A 21,527-nucleotide genomic window follows, 5' to 3' on the forward strand; every position below is an offset into this window, starting at 1 on the left:
TACGATAGGCTTAACGCGCGCGCATCGCGGCGATGGTGGTGCCGTGGGTGATGACGTTCATGTCGGTGCGCAGGTGGAGCAGCCGCACGCCGTCCCGCGCCAATGCCCGGTCGAGCGCGGGGGCGAATTGCTCGGTCGTCTCGACCGTTTCGGCCCAGGCGCCATAGGCGCGGGCGAGCGCGGCGAAATCGGGGTTGGTGAGCGCGGTGCCGCTGACCCGTGCGGGATATTCACGCTCCTGATGCATGCGGATCGTGCCGTAACCGCCATTGTCGACCAGCAGGACCAGCAGGTTCGCCTGCGTCCGGATCGCGGTTGCCAATTCCTGTCCGTTCATCAGGAAATCGCCGTCGCCCGCAATTGCCACCGCCAGCTTGTCCGGGCAGCGCAAGGCGGCGGCAACGGCGGCGGGCGTGCCGTAGCCCATCGCGCCGCAGGTCGGGGCCAGCTGCGTGCCCGACCAGCCATAATGCCAGTAGCGATGCCACCAGCCGGAGAAATTGCCCGCGCCGTTGCAGATGATCGTGTCGTGCCCCGAAAGCCGCTCGCGCATCGCCGCGACGCACGGACCGAGGTCGAGGGTGACGTCGCGCGGTACGGGGGTGGACCATGCCAGCCATTCGCCATGCGCCTCGGCCATTGCCGGGCGAGGCTCGACGGGCGGTTCGGCGCGGGCGAGCATGGCGGCGAAGGCGTGAGGATCGGCAGCGATGGCGAGGTCGGCGCGGTACACCCGGTCGAGTTCGGCCGGGTCGGGATGGACGTGGATCAGCGTCTGCCCGGGATGGTCGGGGGTGACGAGGGTGTAGCCGTCGGTCGTCGCCTCCCCCAGCCGCGCGCCGATCACGAGCAGCAGGTCGGCGGCCTTGATCCGCTGGACCAGTTTGGGCGAGGGGCCGTAGCCGAGATTGCCGGCCCATGCCGCGCTGTCATTGGCGATGGCGTCCTGTCGCCGGAACGCGCCCGCGACGGGGATGCCCCAGCGCTCGGCGAAGGCACTGAACGCCGCGCCGGTCGCTTTGTCCCAGCCCGCGCCGCCGACGATCGCCACCGGCCGCTCGGCCCCGGCGATGCGATCGAGCAGGTCGGTGAAGTCGGCGGGATCGAGGGTGGTTGCCAAGGGGACGAGCGGCGGCCGGTCGGCGACTTCCGCGCGTTCGCACAGCATGTCCTCGGGCAGCGCGATCACGACCGGGCCCGGCCGCCCGGAGGTGGCGGTGCGCCATGCGCGGGCGACATATTCGGGAATGCGCGCCGGATCGTCGATGCGCAGCACCAGCTTGGCGAGCGGGGCGAACATGGCGAGGAAGTCGACTTCCTGAAAGCCTTCGCGGTCGCGCATCCCGCGGTCTACATCGCCGATGAACAGCAGCATCGGCACCGAATCCTGCCGCGCGACATGCACCCCGATCGACGCATTGGTCGCACCGGGGCCGCGCGTGACGAAGGCGACGCCCGGCCGGCCGGTCAGCACGCCATCGGCGCACGCCATGAAGCCGACCCCGCCCTCCTGCCGGCAGGTCACCAGATCGATCGTCGGCGTGTCGTGCAGCGCGTCTAGCACGGCGAGGAAACTTTCGCCCGGCACGTGGAAGATGCGGTCGCAGCCTTGCAGGGCAAGGGCGTCGACAAGGATACGGCCACCGGTGCGCGACTCTGTCATTTTTGCAGGCTAACGCGGGGTCGGGCCGGGCGCCAGTACCGGGTCTTTGTGGACTGGTTCCCGACGTTGGCCGGCTGGGGGTGACGGGTGGGGCAAGGGTGTCGCGCATCATCGGCGGGGTCGCGGACGATGTCGCCAAGTTGAAAGCTGGTTCAGGTTCTTGACCCGCCCCGGCGGCCATGCGTAATCCGCCTGAACGGAAGTTGGGAGAGTGGCGATGAAGAAGCTGTACCCGAATGCGGAGGCTGCGCTCGACGGGCTGCTGCACGACGGCATGACGCTGTGCGCCGGTGGGTTCGGCCTGTGCGGCATTCCCGAACGGCTGATCGATGCGATCGAGGCATCGGGGGTCAAGGATCTTACCATCGCCAGCAACAATGCCGGGATCGACGGGCAGGGGCTGGGCAAGCTGCTGCGCAGCCGGCAGGTGAAGAAGATGATTTCCAGCTATGTCGGCGAGAACAAGGAGTTCGAGCGGCAATATCTGAGCGGCGAGCTGGAGGTGGAATTCTGCCCGCAGGGGACTCTGGCAGAACGCTGCCGTGCGGGCGGGGCGGGGATTCCCGGCTTCTATACCAGGACCGGCGTCGGCACGCTGATCGCCGAGGGCAAGGAAGTGAAGCAGTTCGACGGGGAGGATTATATCCTCGAACGCGGCATCCGTGCCGACCTGTCGATCATCAAGGGGTGGAAGGCCGACGAGGCCGGCAACCTGATCTTCCGCAAGACCGCGCGCAACTTCAACCAGCCGATGGCGACCGCCGCCAACATCTGCGTCGCCGAGGTCGAGGAAGTGGTGCCGGTGGGGTCGCTCGACCCCGATGCGATCCACCTGCCGGGGATTTACGTGAAGCGGATGATCGTCGGTGCGCCCTATGACAAGCAGATCGAGTTCCGCACGGTGCGGGAGCGGGTTTGATGGTGGCTCGCAGAAGTCGTATTCCCGCGCAGGCGGGAATCCAGGGTTATGATACGCCGACGTCTGCGCCTGTGGCTCTGGATCCCCGCCTGCGCGGGGATACGGTCGGGGCGGTGGTCAAGGCCCTGACCCTCGCCACCGCCGCCTTCGCCCTGTCGGGCTGCGTCGTCGCGGTCGGCAACCAGTCGCCCGCCCCGGTTGCGCCGGCCACCGTGGCGGGCGTGCCGGCGGGGATGCAGTATCTCTACGGATCGGGCGAGGCCGTTGCCGCCAGCCGGCAGACCTATTCGGCGCTGGTCCGCTATGTGCAGCAATATCAGCGCGACCGCACGACGCTACGCCGCATGCCGCTACAGGCGGTGCTGGCGCCCGGCGCGACGCTGGCCCAGCCGACGCAGCTGACCTGTACCGGCAAAGCGGCCGTCGTGTTCGATGTCGATGAAACCGTGCTGCTCAACACCGGCTATGAATATTCCGACGCGCGCGGTGGGCTGAGCTATGACGCCAGCCGCTGGGAACGGTGGGAGCGGTCGGACGGGCGCGCGACGCGGGCCGTGCCGGGCGCGGTCGAGGGGCTGGCGGCGCTGCGCGCGGCGGGTGTGACCGTGGTGTTCAATTCGAACCGCAACGCCGCGACCGCATCCTATACCGAAGCGGTGCTGAACCGCGCCGGCCTCGGCCCCGCCAGGCATGGCGAGACATTGTTCCTGAAGGGCGATGCGCCGGGCGGGTCGGGCAAGGATGCCCGCCGGGCGCTGATCGCGGCGAAATATTGCGTCGTCGCGCTGGTCGGCGATCAGCTGGGCGACTTTACCGACCTGTTCAATGCGGGCCTCAAGCCCGCCGAGCGGCGCGCGGCAGCGGATTCGCCGGCGATCGCGCCGCTATGGGGCAATGGCTGGTTCCTGTTGCCCAACCCGGTCTATGGCACCGCGCTGGCCGGTGATTTCGACGACGTCTTCCCCAATGATCTGCGCTGGAGCGATCCCGGCGCGCCCAAGGAGTAATCGCATGGCCTGGACCCGCGACGAAATGGCGGCACGCGCCGCGCGCGAGCTGAAGGACGGTTTCTACGTCAACCTCGGCATCGGCATCCCGACGCTGGTGGCGAACCATATCCCGGACGGGGTCGAGGTGACGCTGCAGTCGGAAAACGGGATGCTGGGCATCGGCCCGTTCCCCTATGCCGGCGAAGAGGATGCCGACCTGATCAATGCCGGCAAGCAGACGATCAGCGAATTGCCGCAGTCGGTCTATTTCAGCAGCGCCGACAGCTTCGCCATGATCCGCGGCGGGCATATCGACCTGACCGTGCTCGGCGCGATGGAGGTGTCGGAAAAGGGCGACATCGCCAACTGGATGATCCCGGGCAAGATGGTGAAGGGCATGGGCGGCGCCATGGACCTGGTCGCCGGGGTCAAGAAGATCATCGTCGTTATGGAGCATACCTCCAAGAACGGCGACCCGAAGTTCATCCCGGAATGCACCCTGCCGCTGACCGGGCTGGGGGTGGTCGACATGATCATCACCGATCTCGCGGTGTTCGCCCGCGACGATCATGCCAGCCCGTTCCGGCTGATCGAAACTGCTCCGGGCGTGAGCGCGGAGGAAGTGCGGTCGAAGACGACGGCGGCGTACGAGGGATAAGGTCTAAGAATTGGTTCACGCGAAGGCGCGGAGGCGCGGAGAGAGAAGAAGGTAGTTTTCGCGAAGAGGCGCAGAGGACGCAGAGGGGCTGTGGGCGCGGCGGTTGCAGCCTGTCCGGCGCAGCCTCTCTTCCTGTTGCGACGAAAGCTGAAGGCCGCTGGTGCGGCGGGGCTTCACCGCGAACGCCACCCCTCTGCGTCCTCTGCGCCTCTGCGCGAACCAATTCTTCTACTTCTTCCTCCGCGTCTCCGCGCCTTCGCGTAAAAACAACCTTCTTTCACTGTCGCGAAGCCGTCTCCGGCATCTTCCACCAAAGCAACCCCAGCCCGACCGCCGCGATCCCCGCCAGCAGCAGGAACGCCGCGTCGTATCCGCCGCGCACGATCATCACGCCCGCCAGCGTGGTGCTGAGCGCGCCGCCCAGCCCCTGCACCGTCGCCACCGCGCCCTGCGCCGCGTTGAACCGGCCGGTGCCGCGCATGATCGCCGCGACGACCACCGGCAACAGCGCGCCGAAGATGCCCGCGCCGATCCCGTCGAGAAGCTGCACGCCCAGCAGCCAGGCCGGCGCATCGGCCACGCTATAGAGCACGCCGCGCGCCACCAGCACGCCCATGCCGACCAGCAGGATCGGGCGGTGGCCCCAGCGATCGGCGTTGCGCCCAACGACGATCGCGACCGGGACCATCACCAACTGCGCCCCGACGATGCAGGCGGCGACCAGCGACGTCGCCTGTCCCGCGCCGACCTCGCGCCCCAGCAACTGCCCGACGGCGGGCAGCATCGCGGCATTGGCGAGGTGGAACAGGAACGCCGCCCCGGCAAAGATCGCCAGCGCCGGATTGCCGGTCAGCGTGGCGAGCAGCGAGGGCGTGGGCGCGCAGGATTCGTCCGGCTTCCCCTCGCACCCGCGCGCGACGTCATGGTCGATCGCATCGCCATCGACCCACAGGATCGCGGCAATGCTGCACGCCGCCAGAATACCCATCAGGTAGAAGACGACCACGGGGCCGAACTTCCACGCGAGCAGCCCGGCCAACGCGGCGGCGACGGCGTTGCCGGCATGGTTGAACGCTTCGTTGCGCCCGACGCGGCGGGTGAATGCCTTCGGTCCGACGATCCCGAGCGAAATCGCGGCGATGCCCGGCGCGAACACCGCCCCCGCCACTGCCGCGACCGACTGGGTAGCGGCGACCGCAAAGAAGCCGGAAACGATCGGCAGCGAAATCGACGCCAGCGTCACCAGCAGCGCGGCGACGACCAGCAGCGCGCGCTTCGCCTTCACGCGGTCGACCAGCGCGCCCGCCGGGGTCGTCGCCAGCAGCCCGGCGATCCCGGCGATGGTCATCACCATCCCCGCCGTCGCCTCGTCCCAGCCATGGGTCGGCCCTCGGACCGACACGAGATAGATGGCGAGATACGGTCCCAACCCGTCGCGAACGTCGGCCAGAAACGCGTTCATCGCATCGAGGGCGCGGGCGTTGCGGCCATGGGCGGGATCGGGATGGGGCGGCATGGGGCGATCCCGTAAAGGAGGATCGCGCAGGAACGTCGATTGCCTGCGAAGGGTCCGCGGATCGAATACGAAATTTGCCAAGGCTGGTAATAAAATGTCGCCAGACCTTTCGTTCGCGGCTGTTTTCGGTTAACGCGCGGCCATGAGTAGCCGTCCGCAAACCCTGTACGAGAAAATCTGGAACGACCATGTCGTCGAGCGTCGCGCCGACGGCACCTGCCTGATCTATATCGACCGGCATCTCGTCCACGAAGTCACCAGCCCGCAGGCGTTCGCCGGGCTGCGCGCCAATGGCCGCACCGTGCGCCGGCCCGATCTGACGCTGGCGGTGCCTGACCACAACCTGCCGACAACGCCGCGGGTCGATGCGGCGGGCAACCGCCTGCCCACCGTCGATCCGGCCAGCGCCAGCCAGCTCGCCGCGCTGGAAAAGAACGCGCCCGATTTCGGCATCCGCTATATCGACGCGACGGCGGCGGAGCAGGGCATCGTCCATGTCGTCGGGCCGGAACAGGGTTTCACCCTGCCTGGCACGACCCTGGTGTGCGGGGACAGCCATACCAGCGCGCACGGCGCGCTGGGCGCGCTGGCGTTCGGCATCGGCACCAGCGAGGTCGAGCATGTGCTGGCGACCCAAACGCTGTTGCTGCAGCAATCGAAGACGATGGAAATCCGCGTCGACGGGACGCTCGGCTATGGCGTGTCGGCCAAGGACGTCGTGCTGGCGATCATCGGCAAGACCGGGGCGGCAGGCGGCACCGGCTATGTCGTCGAATATACCGGCGACGTCATTCGCAGCCTGTCGATCGAAGGGCGGCTGACCGTCAGCAACATGTCGATCGAGGGGGGCGCGCGTTCCGGCCTGATCGCACCGGACGAGACGACCTTCGCGTACCTCAAGGGCCGGCCGATGGCACCGAAGGGCGACGCGTGGACCCAAGCCGTCGAATACTGGCGGACGCTGCCGAGCGATGCGGGGGCGGTGTATGACAAGGTGGTACAGCTGCACGCCAGCGACATCGCCCCGTCGCTGACCTGGGGCACCAGCCCCGAGGATGTCGTGCCGATCACCGGCGTGGTGCCGTCGCCCGACAGCTTCGCCGATCCGAGCAAGCGCGTCGCGGCGCAGAAATCGCTCGACTATATGGGCCTGACGCCCGGCACGCGGATGCAGGACGTGCCGGTCAGCTACATCTTCATCGGCAGCTGCACCAACAGCCGGATCGAGGATCTGCGTGCGGCGGCCAGCGTCGTGAAGGGGCGCCATGTCGCGGGCGGGATCAAGCAGGCGCTGGTCGTGCCTGGATCGGGGCTGGTCAAGCGCCAGGCCGAGGCCGAGGGGCTGGACCGCATCTTTACCGAAGCCGGCTTCGAATGGCGCGAGCCGGGCTGTTCGATGTGCCTGGCGATGAACCCGGACAAGGTGCCGCCGGGCGAACGCTGTGCTTCCACCAGCAATCGCAATTTCGTAGGACGGCAGGGACCGGGCGCGCGGACGCACCTCGTCTCCCCGGCGATGGCGGCGGCGGCGGCGGTGACGGGGCGGCTGGCCGATGTACGCGATTTGGTGACGGAGTAAGGCGGATGAAGCGGGTTCTGATCGCGTTGATTGCGGGCGCGGTGCTGAGCGGCATGGCGGCCGCCTATGCCTCGGTCCGTCCGGCCAAGGCGGCGGCCCCGTCGCGGACGGACGCGCGGCAGTGATCGCACGCCTCGCGGCACTGGCCGCACTGGTGCTGACGATGGCGCAGGCACCGGCACCCAAGCCTGCCGCCGACGTCGAGCTGTGGCGGCTCGATTGCGGCGGTGTGCAGGTCAACGACCTCAACGCCTTTTCCGACACGCTGGCCTATAGCGGACAAAGCAAGCGGCTGGTCGCCAGCTGCTATCTCATCCGCCACGGCAGCGACTATATGCTGTGGGACACCGGCCTGCCCGAGGCGGTGATCGGCCAGCCGGTGAGCAACACCGACGCGATGTCGCCGATCCTGACGACGACGATCAAGCGGCAGCTGGCGCAGATCGGCGTGAAGCCCGAACAGATCGGCCGCGTCGGCATCAGCCATTATCATTTCGACCACACCGGACAGGCGGCGGGCTTTCCGGGCGCGACCTTGCTGATCGGCAAGGGCGATGCCGATGCGCTGAGTGCCGGCAAGCCCGGCACCAGTGCCGAACCGCTCAAACCCTGGTTCGGTGGCGGCGCGAAGATCGAGGCGATCGATGCCGACAAGGACGTGTTCGGCGACGGCAGCGTCACCCTGCTGAACCTGCCGGGCCATACGCCGGGGCATCACGCGCTGCTGGTCGTATTGAAGGGGAAGGGGCCGGTGCTGCTGTCCGGCGACCTTGCCCATTTCCGGGAAAATTACGACACGAACGGGGTGCCGCCGTTCAACACCGATCGCGCGGCTACGCTCGCCTCGCTCGACCGGTTCAAGAAGCTGGCGGGCAATGTGAAGGCGACCGTGATCCTGCAACATGAACCGGGCGATGTCGCCAAGCTGCCGGCCTTCCCGGCATCGGCGCGCTGATGGAACCGATCACCAAGGTCGAAGGGCGCGCCTATCCGTGGGGCGCCAAGAATATCGACACCGACATCATCATCCCGGCGCACTGGCTGAAGACCACCACCCGCGAAGGGCTGGGCAAGGGCGCGTTCGAAAGCGTGCGGGCGGAACCGGACAATATCTTCGACGATCCGCGCTATGCCGGCGCGCCGGTGCTGATCGCGGGCGAGAATTTCGGCTGCGGGTCGAGCCGCGAACATGCCGCCTGGGCGCTTACCGACATGGGGGTCAGGGCGGTGATCGCGCCGAGCTTTTCCGACATCTTCTCCGGCAACGCGATCAAGAACGGGATCGTCACCGTTGTCCTGCCACAGGACGCGATCGATCGCCTGGTCGAGGTCGCGAAGACCGACATGGTTGCCGTCGATCTGGAGACGATGACTGTCACCACCCCGTATCAGGATCGTTTTCCCTTCGAGCTCGACCCCTTTCGTCGCCAATGCCTGATGGAAGGGCTGGACGAGATCGGCATGACGCTGGCACAAGATACCGCGATTTCGAAATATGAGTCCGGCGTGGCCAGTGCCCGACCGTGGCTCCACCAGGAGAGCGGACATGCGGGCGTTGCTGTCGAAGGAAACGGGCGGACCTGACACGCTGACCATCGGCGACCTGCCGGACCCGGTCGCGGGCCGGGGTCAGGTCGTCATTGCGGTCAGGGCATGTGCGGTAAACTATCCCGACCTCCTGATTATCGAAGATAAATACCAGTTCCGCCCCGAACGCCCGTTCGCGCCGGGTGGCGAAGTGGCGGGCGTGATCGACAGCATCGGCGACGGCGTCACCGGCTGGGCGGTCGGCGACCGGGTCGTGGCGGTCACCGGCCATGGCGGCATGGTCGAGAAGCTGGCGGTGCCTGCCGCCGCGCTCCACCGCCTGCCACCAAACCGCAGTTTCGAAGATGGCGCGGCGCTGCTGCTGACCTATGCCACGTCGATCCATGCGCTGCTCGATCGCGGCCGACTGGGCGAGGGGCAGACGCTGCTGGTGCTGGGCGCGGCAGGCGGCGTCGGCCTTGCCTCGATCGAACTGGGCAAGGCGTTCGGCGCGCGGGTCGTCGCGGCGGTATCCTCGGAAGAAAAGGCGGCGGCTGCAAAGGACGCGGGCGCGGACGAGACGGTCGTCTACCCCCACGCCCCGCTCGACAAGGACGCATCGCGGGCGCTGGCCGAGGCGTTCAAGGCGGCGGTGGGGCCCAAGGGCGCGGACGTGGTGTTCGACCCGGTCGGTGGCGACTATGCCGAACCCGCGCTGCGCAGCGTCGGGTGGGAGGGGCGCTATCTGGTCGTCGGCTTCCCGGCGGGCATCCCGAAGCTGCCGCTCAACCTGACGCTGCTGAAAAGCTGCGACGTGTGCGGCGTGTTCTGGGGCGCGTTCGCGATGCGCGATCCGGCGGCGAATGCCGCGCACGTCGCGACCTTGTTCCGCCTGTGGGACGAGGGCCGGATCGCGCCGCGCGTGACGGGCACGTTCCCGCTGGAGCGTGGTGGCGAGGCAATTGCCGCGCTGGCCGCGCGCAAGGTCATCGGGAAGCTGGTGGTGGTGATCTAACCGTATCCCCGCGCAGGCGGGGATCCAGGGTTAGCGGGCGCCAGCGCCGGTTCTACCTGGCTCTGGACCCCCGCCTGCGCGGGGGTACACCGACTGTCGAGGTCCGCTCCGCCCGACACCTGTGCCGTTGCGCGTAACCCCGTCGCATCCTATCTCGCGAAGGAGGGATGAGTAGGGGAATGCGATGACGACGTTCGACGACCGGGAACGTGCCTTTGAAGCCAAATTCGCCCGCGATGGCGAAATGGCGTTTCGGGTGACGGCACGGCGCAACAAGCTGCTGGGCCAATGGGCGGCCGAGCGGATGGAGCTGACCCCGGCCGAGACCGATGCCTATGCGACCTCGGTCGTGCAGGCCGATTTCGAGGAAGTCGGCGACGACGACGTGATCCGCAAGCTGCTGTCCGACCTCGCCGCCGCGGGTGTCGATACCGACGAAGCGCAGATTCGCCAGGCGCTGGCCGATTGCGATGTCGAGGCGCGTCGCCAGCTGCTCGGAAGCATCTGACATGCCGATGGAAGCACAGGCGATCGAGGCATTGATCGTCGCCGCGATCCCCGATGCCGTGGTCGAGATCACCGATCTGGCGGGCGACGGCGACCATTATGCCGCGCGGGTCGTGTCGGGAAGTTTCCGGGGTAAGCCGCGCATCGCGCAGCAGCGCGCGGTCTATGCCGCGCTCGGCGGGCGGATGGGGGGCGAACTCCATGCGCTGCAACTGACCACTGCCGTTCCCCAGGATTGAATCGCCGACACGGCGCCAAAAGGAAATGACAATGACCGACGATACCCATGCCCGCATCGACGCGGTGGTGAAGAACAACCCGGTGGTGCTGTTCATGAAGGGCAGCCCGCTATTCCCGCAGTGCGGCTTTTCCAGCCGCGCGGTTGCAATCCTTAACCACCTGAACACCCAGTTCGAAAGCGTCGACGTGCTGCAGGACCAGGGCATCCGCCAGGGCATCAAGGCCTATTCGGACTGGCCGACCATTCCGCAACTCTATGTCAACGGCGAATTCGTCGGCGGGTCTGACATCATGATGGAAATGTACGAGAGCGGCGAGCTGGCCGAGCTGCTGGGCGGCAAGGCGGCGTAAAAGCCGCCTCTCCCGGAACCCTCCGTCACCCCGGGCTCGATCCGGGGTCCCGCTTCTTCTTCCTGACGGCACCCCAAACCGTCGCCCCAGCGAAGGCTGGGGCATCGAGCGGCTCCTGCCCCGTGCTGCAACGGGGAGATCCCGGCCTTCGCTGGGGTGACGTTCACGGCGAGGCTCAGCAAGCGGGACCTCGGGTCAAGCCCGGGGTGACGTTTGAGGCGGAAGGGTTCACGACCTAACCCGCCACCCCACGCCCCCTCCCCACATCGGGGAGCATTTGCTACGGCAACCCCATGGCCGAACCGACCACCCCCGCATCACCCGTCGCCGCCTGCTGATCGGGGGCGGGGCCGGGGTCGGGTTGATTGTCGCCTGGGGGCTGTGGCCGCGGCGCTATGGCGTCAATCTCGCGGCGGCGGAGGGGGAGAGCATCTTCGGCCCATATCTCAAGATCGGCGCCGATGGGCAGGTCACCGTCGCCGTGCCACAGGCGGAGCATGGGCAGGGCGTCTATACCGCCCTGCCGCAGATCGTCGCCGACGAACTGGGCGCGGACTGGCGCACCGTCGCGGTGGAGGCGGCGCCGATCAACCCGCTCTACGCCAATCCGCTGGCCGCTGGCATCCTGTTTGGTGACGCGCTGGCGCTGCTGCCCGCCGCTACCCGCGCGGCCCATGCCGAACGCACCGCGTTGATGCTGACCGCCGGGTCGACCTCGATCCGCCGGTTCGAAGCGCCGCTCAGGGAAGCCGGCGCGGCGGCACGCGTGTTGCTGTGCAAGGCGGCGGCGCGGGCATGGGGTGGCGACTGGCGCAGTTGCGGGACGGCGGACGGCTTCGTGGTGATGGGCGAACGCCGCGAACGCTTCGGCGTGCTGGCGGCAGCGGCGGCGGGCGAAAGCCTGCCCGGCGGCGAACTGCCCTACCGCGTCGGCGACGAAAAGCGGCTGGTCGGCACGGCGCAGCCGCGACTGGACGCCCCGGCCAAGGTCGATGGCAGCGCGACCTTCGCCGCCGATGTGCGCAAACCCGGCATGGTCTTCGCCTCGATCCGGCAGGGGCCGATCGGCGACACGCGGCTGCTGAGCATCGACAAGCCGGCGGCGGATGCCGTGCCGGGTGTCGTCAGCGTGGTGGAAACCGACCGCTGGGTCGCCGCTGCGGCCACGACCTGGTGGGCGGCGAACCGCGCGGTCGATGCGATGGCGCCGCGTTTCGAAACGCACGGGCTGGTCGACAATGCGTCGATCGCCACCGCACTCGACACCGCCTTGTCGGGGGAGGGGGCGCGGGTGCACGAGGCGGGCGACATCGACGCCGCGTTCACCGGCGGGCGGACGCAGACCGCGACGTACCGCGTTGCCGCCGCGCTGCACGGCGCGATCGAGCCGACCAGCGCCACCGCCGACTGGAGCGACGGCACGCTGACCCTGTGGATGCCGACCCAGGCGCCGACGCTGGCGCGTGCCGCCGCCGCCCGCGCGATCGGCATCGCTGAGGATCGGGTCGTGCTGCACCCGACCATCGCCGGCGGATCGTTCGGCGCGAACCTCGACCATCGCGTCGCCGAACAGGCGGCGGTGCTGGCGCGCAAGCTGGAAAAGCCGGTGCAGCTGACCTGGTCGCGCGGCGAGGATTGCCTCGCCGATCGCTACCGCGCGCCCGCCGCCGCGCGGATGACCGCGCGGTTGGGACGGGGCGGCACGATCCTGGGCTGGCGGGCACAGGTCGCGGCGCCGCGCACCGGCCGCGACCTGGCGCGGCTGCTGCTCGGCGGCGATGTCGCGGCGTCGCTGGCGATGGCATTGCCCGGCGACCGCGGCGATGCGCTGGCGACCGATGGCGCGGTGCCGCCCTATGGCATCCCCAACCTTGCGGTCGACCACCACCCCGCCGACCTGGGATTGCCCGCCGGATGGTGGCGGTCGGGCGCGCATAGCTACACCGCGTTCTTCACCGAATGTTTCCTCGACGAACTGGCCGGGTTCGCGGGGATGGAGGCGCATTCGTTTCGCATCGCGATGCTGGGCGGCGACGTGGCGCTGGCCCGCTGCCTGTCGACCGTCGCCACGATGGGCGGCTGGCAGGGCGGGGTGCCGGGCAGCGCGCAGGGCATCGCCTGCCACCGGATGCGGGGATCGGCCATCGCCTGCATGGCGGAGGCGCATATCGGCGACAACCAGCGGGTGAAGGTCGACCGGCTGGTCGTCGCGGTCGATTGCGGGCGGGTCATCAATCCTGACCTTGTGCGCCAACAGATCGAGGGCGGGCTGTTGTTCGGCATGGCGATGGCGACCGGCGCTTCGACCGGCTTTGCGGCCAATCTGCCCGATGTGCGCGGGTTCGGCGGCATGAACCTGCCGCGGCTTGCCGACAGTCCGGAGATCATGATCGAGATCGTCGACTCCGACGCCGATCCGGGCGGGGTCAGCGAACTGGCGGTGCCGGTGGTCGCCCCCGCCATAGCCAACGCGCTCCACGCCGCTACGGGTCGGCGCTATCGGTCGCTGCCGTTGCTGGGGTGAGGGCGGCGTAACGAAGAAGGATTAGATTTCGTGCAGAGACGCGGAGGCGCAGAGAGGTTGCGTTTGCAGTGCCGTCTCGTGATCGGAAGACTATGGTGGCCGCTATGCCATGGTGCTGCATGCGCTTACGCGCGAAACGATGCCGCCGGCGCATCCCCTCTGCGCCTCCGCGTCTCTGCGCGAACCACTTCTTCTTTTGAAATTGGGCGCGTAGCCCGCCCCAAAATACAGCTTGCCCCGAACCCCGGCGTCGCGCGTTAAACCGGCGCATGGAACGCCCCTCGAATCACCCCGCCATCCCGAAGCGCCGCATCGGCGTGCTGCTGATGAACCTCGGCACGCCCGACGATCCGTCGCCGCGCTCGGTCAAGCGTTACCTGGCGGAGTTCCTGTCCGACCGGCGCGTCGTGGAAATCCCGCCGATCGCGTGGCAGCCGATCCTGCGCGGCATCATCCTGAACACCCGCCCGAAGAAATCGGCCCATGCCTATCAGCAGGTATGGAGCGAGCACGGCTCCCCGCTCGCGGCGATCACCCGCGCGCAGTCGGAAGCGATGCAGGGGGCGTTCGGCGACGGCGTCGTGATCGACTGGGCGATGCGCTACGGCAATCCGTCGATCGCCAGCCGGATCGAGCATCTGCGCGAACGGGGCTGCGACCGCATCCTGCTCGCCCCGCTCTACCCGCAATATTGCGCAGCAACGACCGCGACGGCGAACGACAAGGCGTTCGCGCATCTGGCGAAACTGCGCTGGCAGCCGGCGATCCGCACCCTGCCGCCCTATTATGACGACCCGCTCTATATTAACGCGCTGGCGACGACGCTGCGCGAGGATCTCGCGAAGCTGACCTTCGAACCCGATGCGATCGTCGCAAGTTTCCATGGCATGCCCAGGCGTACCCTTGAAATCGGCGATCCCTATCACTGCCATTGCCAGAAGACCGCGCGGCTGGTGTCGGAGGCGCTGGGCCGTCCGCTGACCGTCGCGTTCCAGTCGCGATTCGGCCCGGCCAAATGGCTGGGCCCGGCGACCGACGAGACGCTGGTCGAACTGGCCAAGGCCGGCAAGCGCCGCGTCGCGATCTTCGCGCCGGGCTTTTCGGCCGACTGTCTGGAGACGCTCGAGGAACTGGCGATCCGCGGCAAGGAAAGCTTCGAGGAAGCCGGCGGGACCGATTTCGCCTATCTTCCGTGCCTGAATGCCGAGCCGACCGGTAATAAAATGTTGCGCAACATTATCGCGCGCGAACTTGCGGGTTGGATCGACCCGGCCTAGCAGGGGGTCAAACTTTCGTAGGAGAGAATGCATGGCACGGGTAGCGATCGTCACCGGCGGCACGCGCGGGATCGGTGAGGCGATCAGCCTTGCGCTCAAGGACATGGGCGTCACCGTCGCCGCCAACTATGCCGGCAACGACGAAAAGGCGAAGGCGTTCACCGACCGCACCGGCATTGCTGCCTTCAAGTGGGACGTGGGCGATTTCGAAGCGACCCAGGCCGGCGTGAAGGCGGTCGAGGAAGCGATCGGCCCGGTCGACATCGTCGTCAACAATGCCGGCATCACCCGCGACGGCACGCTGCTGAAGATGACGTACGACATGTGGGACGATGTCATCCGCACGAACCTGGGCGGCTGCTTCAATCTTGCCAAGGCGACCTTCCCCGGCATGCGCGACCGCAAATGGGGCCGCATCGTCAACATCGGCTCGATCAACGGGCAGGCGGGCCAGTACGGCCAGGTGAACTACGCCGCCGCCAAGTCGGGCATCCACGGCTTCACCAAGGCGCTGGCACAGGAAGGCGCGCGCTTCGGGGTCACGGTGAACGCGATCGCGCCGGGCTATATCGATACCGACATGGTCGCGGCGGTCCCGGCCGACGTGCTCGAAAAGATCGTGGCGAAGATCCCGGTCGGTCGCCTGGGTCAGGCGAGCGAGATCGCGCGCGGCGTCGCGTTCCTGTGTTCGGAAGAGGGCGGCTTCGTCACCGGCTCGACGCTCAGCATCAACGGCGGCCAGCACATGTACTGACCGGGCGGCGCGGGGCGGCCATCGCCGTCCCGCTCTCCCCTTCAGCCGCGAAACACCACCGTCCGCGCGCCGTGCGGAAACACCCGGTCGTTCAGGTGCAGCCGCACCGCTTCGGCCAGTACGCGCCGTTCGATATCGCGGCCCTTGCGGATCAGGTCGTCGGGCGTGTCGGCATGGCTGATCGGCTCGACATCCTGATGGATGATCGGTCCCTCGTCCAAATCCGCCGTGACGTAATGCGCCGTCGCGCCGATCATCTTCACGCCCCGCGCATGCGCCTGATGATAGGGTTTCGCGCCCTTGAAACCGGGCAGGAAGCTGTGATGGATGTTGATGCAGCGCCCCGACAGGAACGCCGCCAGATCGTCCGACAGGATCTGCATATAGCGCGCGAGGACGACCAGTTCCGCGCCGCTATCCTCGACCAGCCGCTTGACCTGCGCCTCCTGCGCCGCCTTCGTCTCTCGCGTGACGGGCAGGTGGTGGAACGGAATGTCGCCGATCAGCGACCCGTGCAGCAATTCGCGCGGATGGTTGGACGCGACCGCGACGACCTCCATCGGCAATTCGCCCAGCCGCGCGCGATAGAGCAGATCGACGAGGCAATGGTCCCATTTGGACACCATCAGCAGCACCCGCTTGGGTGTCGCCTGATCGCGCAGCGACCACTCCATGCCCGACGCCTGCGCTATCGCCGCGAACTCGGTACGTAACTGGTCGATCGGCACGTCGGCGGTGAACGCGACCCGCATGAAGAACTGGCTGGAGAGCGCATCGTCGAACTGCTGCGCATCGACGATATTCGCGCCGCGCTCGGCGAGGAACCCGGCCACCTTCGCCACCAGCCCCGGCCGGTCCGGGCATTGCAGCCGAAGCGTGTAGATGCTGGTCAAGAAGCGTCCCCCCGTGTCGACCGGTGCTTGCGGTCGGTTGCGCCGCTGTGGCTGCATCGCGGTGGCGGGTAAAGATAGCGTTTGTATCGGGTGGGGTGGCGGGGTGTTGCCCTGCCTCGGTCCACGCGGGAAGGTGACGCCTCGGCCCCATGCCGTTCGGTTCGAGCAGCTTCGAGCTTGTCGAGAAGCGTCGGTCGAGAACCCGGTGCTTGGGGCAGCCCCTTCTCGACTTCGGTTCTCGACAGGCTCGAACCTGCGCTCGAAGCAAACGGATTGGGATGAGGGCAGCGTCAGGACGGCTGGCTCCATGGCCAGCCGGTTGTATATCGCGCGCGCCCGAACTCTGAGGATACGATGGAACCGTTCGTCCTGAGTAGCCGCTGAGCTTGTCGAAGCGGCGTATCGAAGGACCGCTGTGCGCAGATGCTTAGATACGGGTCTTCGACTTCGCTCAGCCCCTACTCAGCACGAACGGTCCTACTCAATGCTGCCCCCCTAGAACTTCACATCCGCCTGCACCGTAAACGCCCGGCCGCGCGGATCGGCGACGCGCGGTTCCCATGCGCCGCCCGACCCGGTGTTCGAATCATAGGTGATCGCAAATGGCGGATCGACGTCGAACAGGTTCTTCACCCCCAGCGTCAGGCGCGTCGCCTTGTTGCCGAGATTCAGGAAGCTGACCGCGAGGTTATAGGTCACATAGGGCTTCACATATTCGTTGAATCCCGGCCGCGTGACCGTGCCCGCCGCGATGCCCGGCAGCGCCTGGTTCTTGTATCCGTCGCGATACAGCTGGGTCAGCGCGATCGTCACCGCATCGTTGGTATAGCTGACGAACGCGTTGTGCTTCCACTTGAGGCTCAGGTCGCCGGCAAAGCTGAACACACCGATCAGGCTGGGACCATAGGGCGAATTCTCGGTCAGCTTTTCGCGCCGGCGCAGCATGTAGGTGCCGTCGATCCCGGCGAGGAAGCTGCCGCCCAGCCCGTCGACGCCGCCGCGCGCAGTCAGCTCGAGGCCCTGGGTGCGGCGCGCACCGGCATTGATCCAGCGCCGGTCGATCACGACCAGCTCGCCCGCCGGGTTGCGGAGGAAGCGATCGGCGAACAGTCCGGCATTGTCGATCAGCTCGCGTTCGGTCAGCAGCTGGATCGTGTCGTCGACATTGATCGCCCAGAAATCGACCGAGGCGCTGAACTTGGGCGCCGGCTGGATGACCACGCCCGCGCTGAACATCTTGGCGCTTTCCGGCCCCAGGTTCGGATTGCCGCCGGTATAGATGTTGGGCTGCACCGCCTGGCAGGCCGGGTTGGTCGTGTTGGGGATGCCGCCGGGGCAGCGCACCGGATCGGCGAGGTCGCGGCCCGAATAGGGCGAATCGGTCAGGCCGTTGAAGATCTGGTTGAAGGTCGGCACGCGGAACCCGGTGCTGAACGATCCGCGGAACATCAGCGGTTCCCACGGACGCCACTTCGCCGACACCTTGGGATTGGTGCTGGTGCCGAAATCGCCATAATCGTCGATGCGTGCCGCCGCGTTCAGTTCGAACCCGCGGAACAGCGGCAGCAGCAATTCGGCATAGGCGGCCTTCACCTGCCGGTTGCGCCGGCGCAGCGCGTTCACATTGTCGAATGCCGCGAGGAAGATGACCGGCGCGGCGGCGGCCGCCGCTTCCGATCCGTTGAAGCTGTAGGTTTCGCTGCGGAAATCGATGCCGGCGGCCAGCTGCGCCTTGCCGCCGGGCAGGCGGAACAGCGGGCCGGCGATCGAATAGTCGATCTGCTTCACCTCATAGCGCCCGCCGTACAGCGTCGCCCCTTCGGCCGACACGGCGGCAAGCCCCGCCAGCGCGGCGTCGCTCTGGTTGATCGAGAAGGGGTTGAGGATGCCGCTGTTGAGCAGCCCGGCAAGGCCCGGCCCGCTCGCCCCCGGCGCGGTCGGCGCCAGCGGGTCATAGGCGCCGCTGTTCAAAGTGCCGCGATAATAATAGCCGCTGCCCAGCGTCGAGCTGGCCTCGCTCTTGGCGTACGACCCGCCCGCGCGATAATCCCATCCGGCCCACAGCGGCCCTTCGGCGGCCAGCGTGACGCGAATCGTCTTGGTATCGGTTTCGTACTCGCGCGGGCCGCAGGCGATGCAGCGCCAGCGGAAGGCGATCGGCTTGCCGTAATTGGCGGCGACCGCCGGGAAGGTGCCGCGGATCGCATTATAGACCGCGTTATAGGTCGGCGCGGTCAGGCCGTTGAGCGGATACGCGACCTGGAAATTGGTCGTGTTGCTCGACACCTGCGCGTTGGAGAACAGCTTGGCCGAATTGGCGTTGGACCCGGTGACCTCGACCGAGAGCTGGTGATCCTCCGCCACGCGCGCGACGGCGCGGGCGAGGTAGGTCAGCGTCTTGATCGGCTGCTGGATCACCGCCGCGCGGCCCGTATCCCACGCGCAGGCATAGCGCGCCGACACGTTGTTCCACAGCGCGTCGTCATACGCCATGCCGCCGTCCATCGACTCGCATCCCGCCCCGCCGGGCAGGTCGAGGATGTTGATGCCGCCGGTCGCCGCCGTGGTGGTGCCGGGGATGACGAGGCCGTTCAGCAACTGCGCGGTTGCAGTCCCGCCCAGCAGCGTGCCGCCCGCCAGCGTGCTGCCTTGCAGGGTGGAGCGATTGAGCGGAAAGGCGGTGGCGATCGGCGTGCCGCGCGTGTCGACCGACAGGCCGCGCTCTGGCTGGTTGCCGTTCACGAAGTCGCGATTGGCGCCGAACAGGATGTTGTTCCAGCGATAGGCGACCGCGCCCATCACGTTGAACCCCTGATCGTCCAGATCGCCATAGCCGGCGATCGCCGACACGCGGTAGATCGCGCCATCGCCCTGTTCGGTGATGTCGCTCGCCCCCATCGCGCCGACGCCCTGGTAATCGGTGCGGGTGATGAAGTTGATGACGCCGCCGATCGCGTCGGTGCCATAGATTGCCGAGGCGCCGTCCTTCAGCACCTCGACCCGCTCGATCGCGGCGAACGGAATCTGGTTCACGTCGACCGCTGCGCCGGACAAGCCGTGCGCCGCGACGCGGCGGCTGTTGAGCAGGACGAGGGTCGCCGCCGACCCCTGACCGCGCAGGTTCGCCGCCGACAGCCCGTTGGTGCCGCGCTGCGCGCCTGTCGTCACATCGGCGTTGGAGGCGAGGTTGTCGGCGCCGGTGCCGTTGCTGGTCAGCAGGCCGATCAGCTGTTCCGGGCTGGCGATCGCGTTGCGTTCGATTTCGGCATTGCTGATGATCTGCAGCGGCAGCGAACTGTTATTGGGGTCGCGCTTGATCCGCGAACCGGTGACCAGGATTTCGCCGTCGTCCGCCTTCGACGCTTCCGAAGTTTGCACCGCGACACCGGTCGGCGTGGCCGCCTCCTGCGTCGTGACCCCCTCGCTGACCGTCTGTGCGCCAGCGCTTCCGGTCGCCATCATCGCGGCGAACAGCGATCCGCCCACCAGCATCATTGCCTTGCCAGCCCGCATAGTCTTGCCCCCAAGCCTGCGCCGCCATTCCCCGTGAGCGGCTGTCAGCAATAGTAAGCAACAAAAGCGTGGCGGTGCGGAAGGGGGCGTTCAGCGAGTTTTCATGGAACCGTAGCGTTACGGTAACACTCACCCAAATTTGATGGGAACGCCATAACGCCCGGCTATAGCGCGGCCGCCGCCGCCAGCAGCGCGGCGTCCATCGTCGGCGTGGCGGAGGTGCCGTCGGGATTGTCGTTGGCATAGAGCGCGAAGGTCAGCGTCTGCCCGCTCGCGGCCGTCATCGTGCCGGCCAGTGCCGACACGCCGCTCAGCGTGCCGGTCTTGGCGTGGATCTTCCCGGCGAGCGGCGTGTCGCGGAACCGGCGCGACAGCGTGCCGTCGACTCCGCCGACCGGCAGCGTCTCGATCCACCGCGCGCCCCAGGGTTGCGCCTGCGCCCAGGTCAGCAGCGTCACCATCGCGCGCGGGGTGACCCGGTTATAGGTCGACATGCCCGACCCGTCCGACAGGTCCCATGCGGACCGCGGTACGCCGGCCGATGCCATCATCGCCTCGACCCGCTTCAACCCGTCGCCGATCGACCCGCCGCCGCCGACGCGTCCGATCCGGCGCAGCAGCAGTTCGGCGTGCAGGTTCTGGCTGGCCTTGTTGGTGACCGTCACATCCTCGATCAGCGGTCCGGGCTGCAGGCGTGCCAACATCGGCGGCAAAGTGGCACCTTCGACGACCCCGCCATCCTCCTCCGCCCGGTGCGGCCGGTGGCGGACCGCCACGCTCCCGGTCACCCGGACACCCCGCTCGCGCAACAACTTCGCGAACATCCACGCCGCATGATGCGCCGCGTCCTCCACCCCGGTCCTGACCGTCACCCCCGGCCCCGGCGCGACCGTCCCCGACAGCCGCAACACGTCGCTCCCCGGCATCCGCTCGAACGCCACCGCATTGGTCGTGCCCACCCGTATCCGGTTGTCGATACGGTAATAATCCGACCCGCCGACTACCGCGCGGTCGCCCTTAGCGGTAACGGTCAGGACCAGTTCGTTGTCGTCCAGCGTCAGCGCGGAGGTGGCGGTGCCATAGCGCCCGGCCATGTTGTTCCACCCCATGCCGGGCGACCAGCGCTGGTCGGGAAAGCGGCTGTCGTCGCCGATCACATCGCCCACCACCCGGGTCTTCGCCGCCACCGCATCGGCCAGCGTCGCCAGGCAGTCGACCTGGCAATCCGCCGCGCTCGACAGCCGCGCATCGCCCGCCCCCACCAGCACGACGTCGCGTCCCTCCATCCGCACCCCCGCGCCGCCATCGTCGGCGGCGTCGAGCGGCAGGGTGGCAAAGCTCGCCAGCGTCGTGAAAATCTTGGTATTCGAAGCAGGTACGAAGCGCCGGTCCGGCTCGATCGCTACCTGTTCGACGCCCGCGGCATCGCGCACCACCATGCCGAAACGGGTGCCGGCCGGTGCCTTGGCCAGCGCCGCGCGCACCGCCGTCTCCACCGCCGGATCGGGCGCCGCCGCCGCCAGCATGGCGCCCGCCGCTCCGATGATGATCGCTTGTATCGTCTGCATGAGCGGCATCCTACGCCGCCCCCCGGTCCGCGCA

Annotated in this window: 18 protein-coding genes; 13 read left to right on the forward strand and 5 right to left on the reverse strand. The window is 67.8% G+C overall.

What is annotated here, in order from left to right:
• Positions 1-10 precede the first annotated feature (10 nt).
• The gene (locus tag PPZ50_RS04440) at positions 11-1,663 is read right to left on the reverse strand and encodes a thiamine pyrophosphate-binding protein (RefSeq protein WP_272815724.1); all 1,653 of its coding nucleotides are present in this window, start codon (positions 1,661-1,663) and stop codon (positions 11-13) included.
• Between the two features lie 217 nt (positions 1,664-1,880).
• Between PPZ50_RS04440 and PPZ50_RS04445 the strand changes: the two genes are divergently transcribed.
• From PPZ50_RS04445 to PPZ50_RS04455, 3 genes are all read left to right on the forward strand, one after another.
• Positions 1,881-2,582, forward strand: coding sequence for a CoA transferase subunit A (locus PPZ50_RS04445; RefSeq protein WP_066688837.1), 702 nt, complete (start codon positions 1,881-1,883; stop codon positions 2,580-2,582).
• A gap of 71 nt (positions 2,583-2,653) precedes the next feature.
• Complete coding sequence (locus PPZ50_RS04450) at positions 2,654-3,589, forward strand: 5'-nucleotidase, lipoprotein e(P4) family (RefSeq protein WP_332307266.1); 936 nt, start codon at positions 2,654-2,656, stop codon at positions 3,587-3,589.
• Positions 3,590-3,593: 4 nt separating this feature from the next.
• Positions 3,594-4,229, forward strand: a complete 636-nt coding sequence (locus tag PPZ50_RS04455) for a CoA transferase subunit B (RefSeq protein WP_066688835.1) — start codon at positions 3,594-3,596, stop codon at positions 4,227-4,229.
• Positions 4,230-4,506: 277 nt separating this feature from the next.
• Here PPZ50_RS04455 and PPZ50_RS04460 read toward each other — a convergent pair whose 3' ends face one another.
• Complete coding sequence (locus PPZ50_RS04460; protein ID WP_084401348.1) at positions 4,507-5,745, reverse strand: MFS transporter; 1,239 nt, start codon at positions 5,743-5,745, stop codon at positions 4,507-4,509.
• Positions 5,746-5,887: 142 nt separating this feature from the next.
• Here PPZ50_RS04460 and leuC point away from each other — a divergent pair, with 142 nt between their 5' ends.
• From leuC to phbB, 10 genes are all read left to right on the forward strand, one after another.
• A complete protein-coding gene (gene leuC / locus PPZ50_RS04465; protein WP_066688834.1) occupies positions 5,888-7,324 on the forward strand; it encodes a 3-isopropylmalate dehydratase large subunit in 1,437 nt (478 codons plus the stop codon).
• Positions 7,325-7,487: 163 nt separating this feature from the next.
• Positions 7,488-8,279 carry an N-acyl homoserine lactonase family protein gene (locus PPZ50_RS04470; protein ID WP_198158501.1) on the forward strand — a complete coding sequence of 264 codons (792 nt, stop codon included), beginning with the start codon at positions 7,488-7,490 and terminating at the stop codon, positions 8,277-8,279.
• The gene (leuD, locus tag PPZ50_RS04475) at positions 8,279-8,908 is read left to right on the forward strand and encodes a 3-isopropylmalate dehydratase small subunit (RefSeq protein WP_066688833.1); all 630 of its coding nucleotides are present in this window, start codon (positions 8,279-8,281) and stop codon (positions 8,906-8,908) included. Before PPZ50_RS04470 ends, leuD begins: the two co-directional genes overlap by 1 nt.
• Positions 8,871-9,866 (forward strand): NADPH:quinone oxidoreductase family protein, encoded by a 996-nt coding sequence (locus tag PPZ50_RS04480; RefSeq protein WP_198158498.1) that lies wholly within the window; start codon positions 8,871-8,873, stop codon positions 9,864-9,866. Before leuD ends, PPZ50_RS04480 begins: the two co-directional genes overlap by 38 nt.
• A gap of 184 nt (positions 9,867-10,050) precedes the next feature.
• Positions 10,051-10,374: a DUF1476 domain-containing protein gene (locus PPZ50_RS04485; RefSeq protein WP_066688830.1), complete on the forward strand. Its 324-nt coding sequence runs from the start codon at positions 10,051-10,053 to the stop codon at positions 10,372-10,374.
• Between the two features lies 1 nt (position 10,375).
• A complete protein-coding gene (locus PPZ50_RS04490; protein ID WP_066688828.1) occupies positions 10,376-10,612 on the forward strand; it encodes a BolA/IbaG family iron-sulfur metabolism protein in 237 nt (78 codons plus the stop codon).
• A 31-nt stretch (positions 10,613-10,643) separates the two neighbouring features.
• Entirely contained in the window at positions 10,644-10,964 is a 321-nt protein-coding gene (gene grxD / locus PPZ50_RS04495) for a Grx4 family monothiol glutaredoxin (protein ID WP_066688826.1), read from the forward strand.
• 277 nt (positions 10,965-11,241) lie between these two features.
• On the forward strand, positions 11,242-13,488 hold the full coding sequence (locus tag PPZ50_RS04500) for a xanthine dehydrogenase family protein molybdopterin-binding subunit (RefSeq protein ID WP_272815725.1): 2,247 nt from the start codon (positions 11,242-11,244) through the stop codon (positions 13,486-13,488).
• Positions 13,489-13,757: 269 nt separating this feature from the next.
• Complete coding sequence (gene hemH, locus PPZ50_RS04505; protein WP_066688822.1) at positions 13,758-14,765, forward strand: ferrochelatase; 1,008 nt, start codon at positions 13,758-13,760, stop codon at positions 14,763-14,765.
• A gap of 31 nt (positions 14,766-14,796) precedes the next feature.
• Complete coding sequence (gene phbB, locus PPZ50_RS04510) at positions 14,797-15,519, forward strand: acetoacetyl-CoA reductase (RefSeq protein ID WP_066688820.1); 723 nt, start codon at positions 14,797-14,799, stop codon at positions 15,517-15,519.
• Positions 15,520-15,560: 41 nt separating this feature from the next.
• Here phbB and purU read toward each other — a convergent pair whose 3' ends face one another.
• The 3 genes from purU to dacB form a co-directional block, all read right to left on the reverse strand.
• Positions 15,561-16,412: a formyltetrahydrofolate deformylase gene (purU, locus tag PPZ50_RS04515; RefSeq protein ID WP_066688996.1), complete on the reverse strand. Its 852-nt coding sequence runs from the start codon at positions 16,410-16,412 to the stop codon at positions 15,561-15,563.
• A gap of 495 nt (positions 16,413-16,907) precedes the next feature.
• Positions 16,908-19,925, reverse strand: a complete 3,018-nt coding sequence (locus tag PPZ50_RS04520; protein WP_126014280.1) for a TonB-dependent receptor plug domain-containing protein — start codon at positions 19,923-19,925, stop codon at positions 16,908-16,910.
• 164 nt (positions 19,926-20,089) lie between these two features.
• Positions 20,090-21,493: a D-alanyl-D-alanine carboxypeptidase/D-alanyl-D-alanine endopeptidase gene (dacB, locus tag PPZ50_RS04525; RefSeq protein WP_066688813.1), complete on the reverse strand. Its 1,404-nt coding sequence runs from the start codon at positions 21,491-21,493 to the stop codon at positions 20,090-20,092.
• Positions 21,494-21,527 lie beyond the last annotated feature (34 nt).

This window comes from Sphingomonas hankookensis (assembly GCF_028551275.1).
GTDB lineage: Bacteria > Pseudomonadota > Alphaproteobacteria > Sphingomonadales > Sphingomonadaceae > Sphingomonas > Sphingomonas hankookensis_A.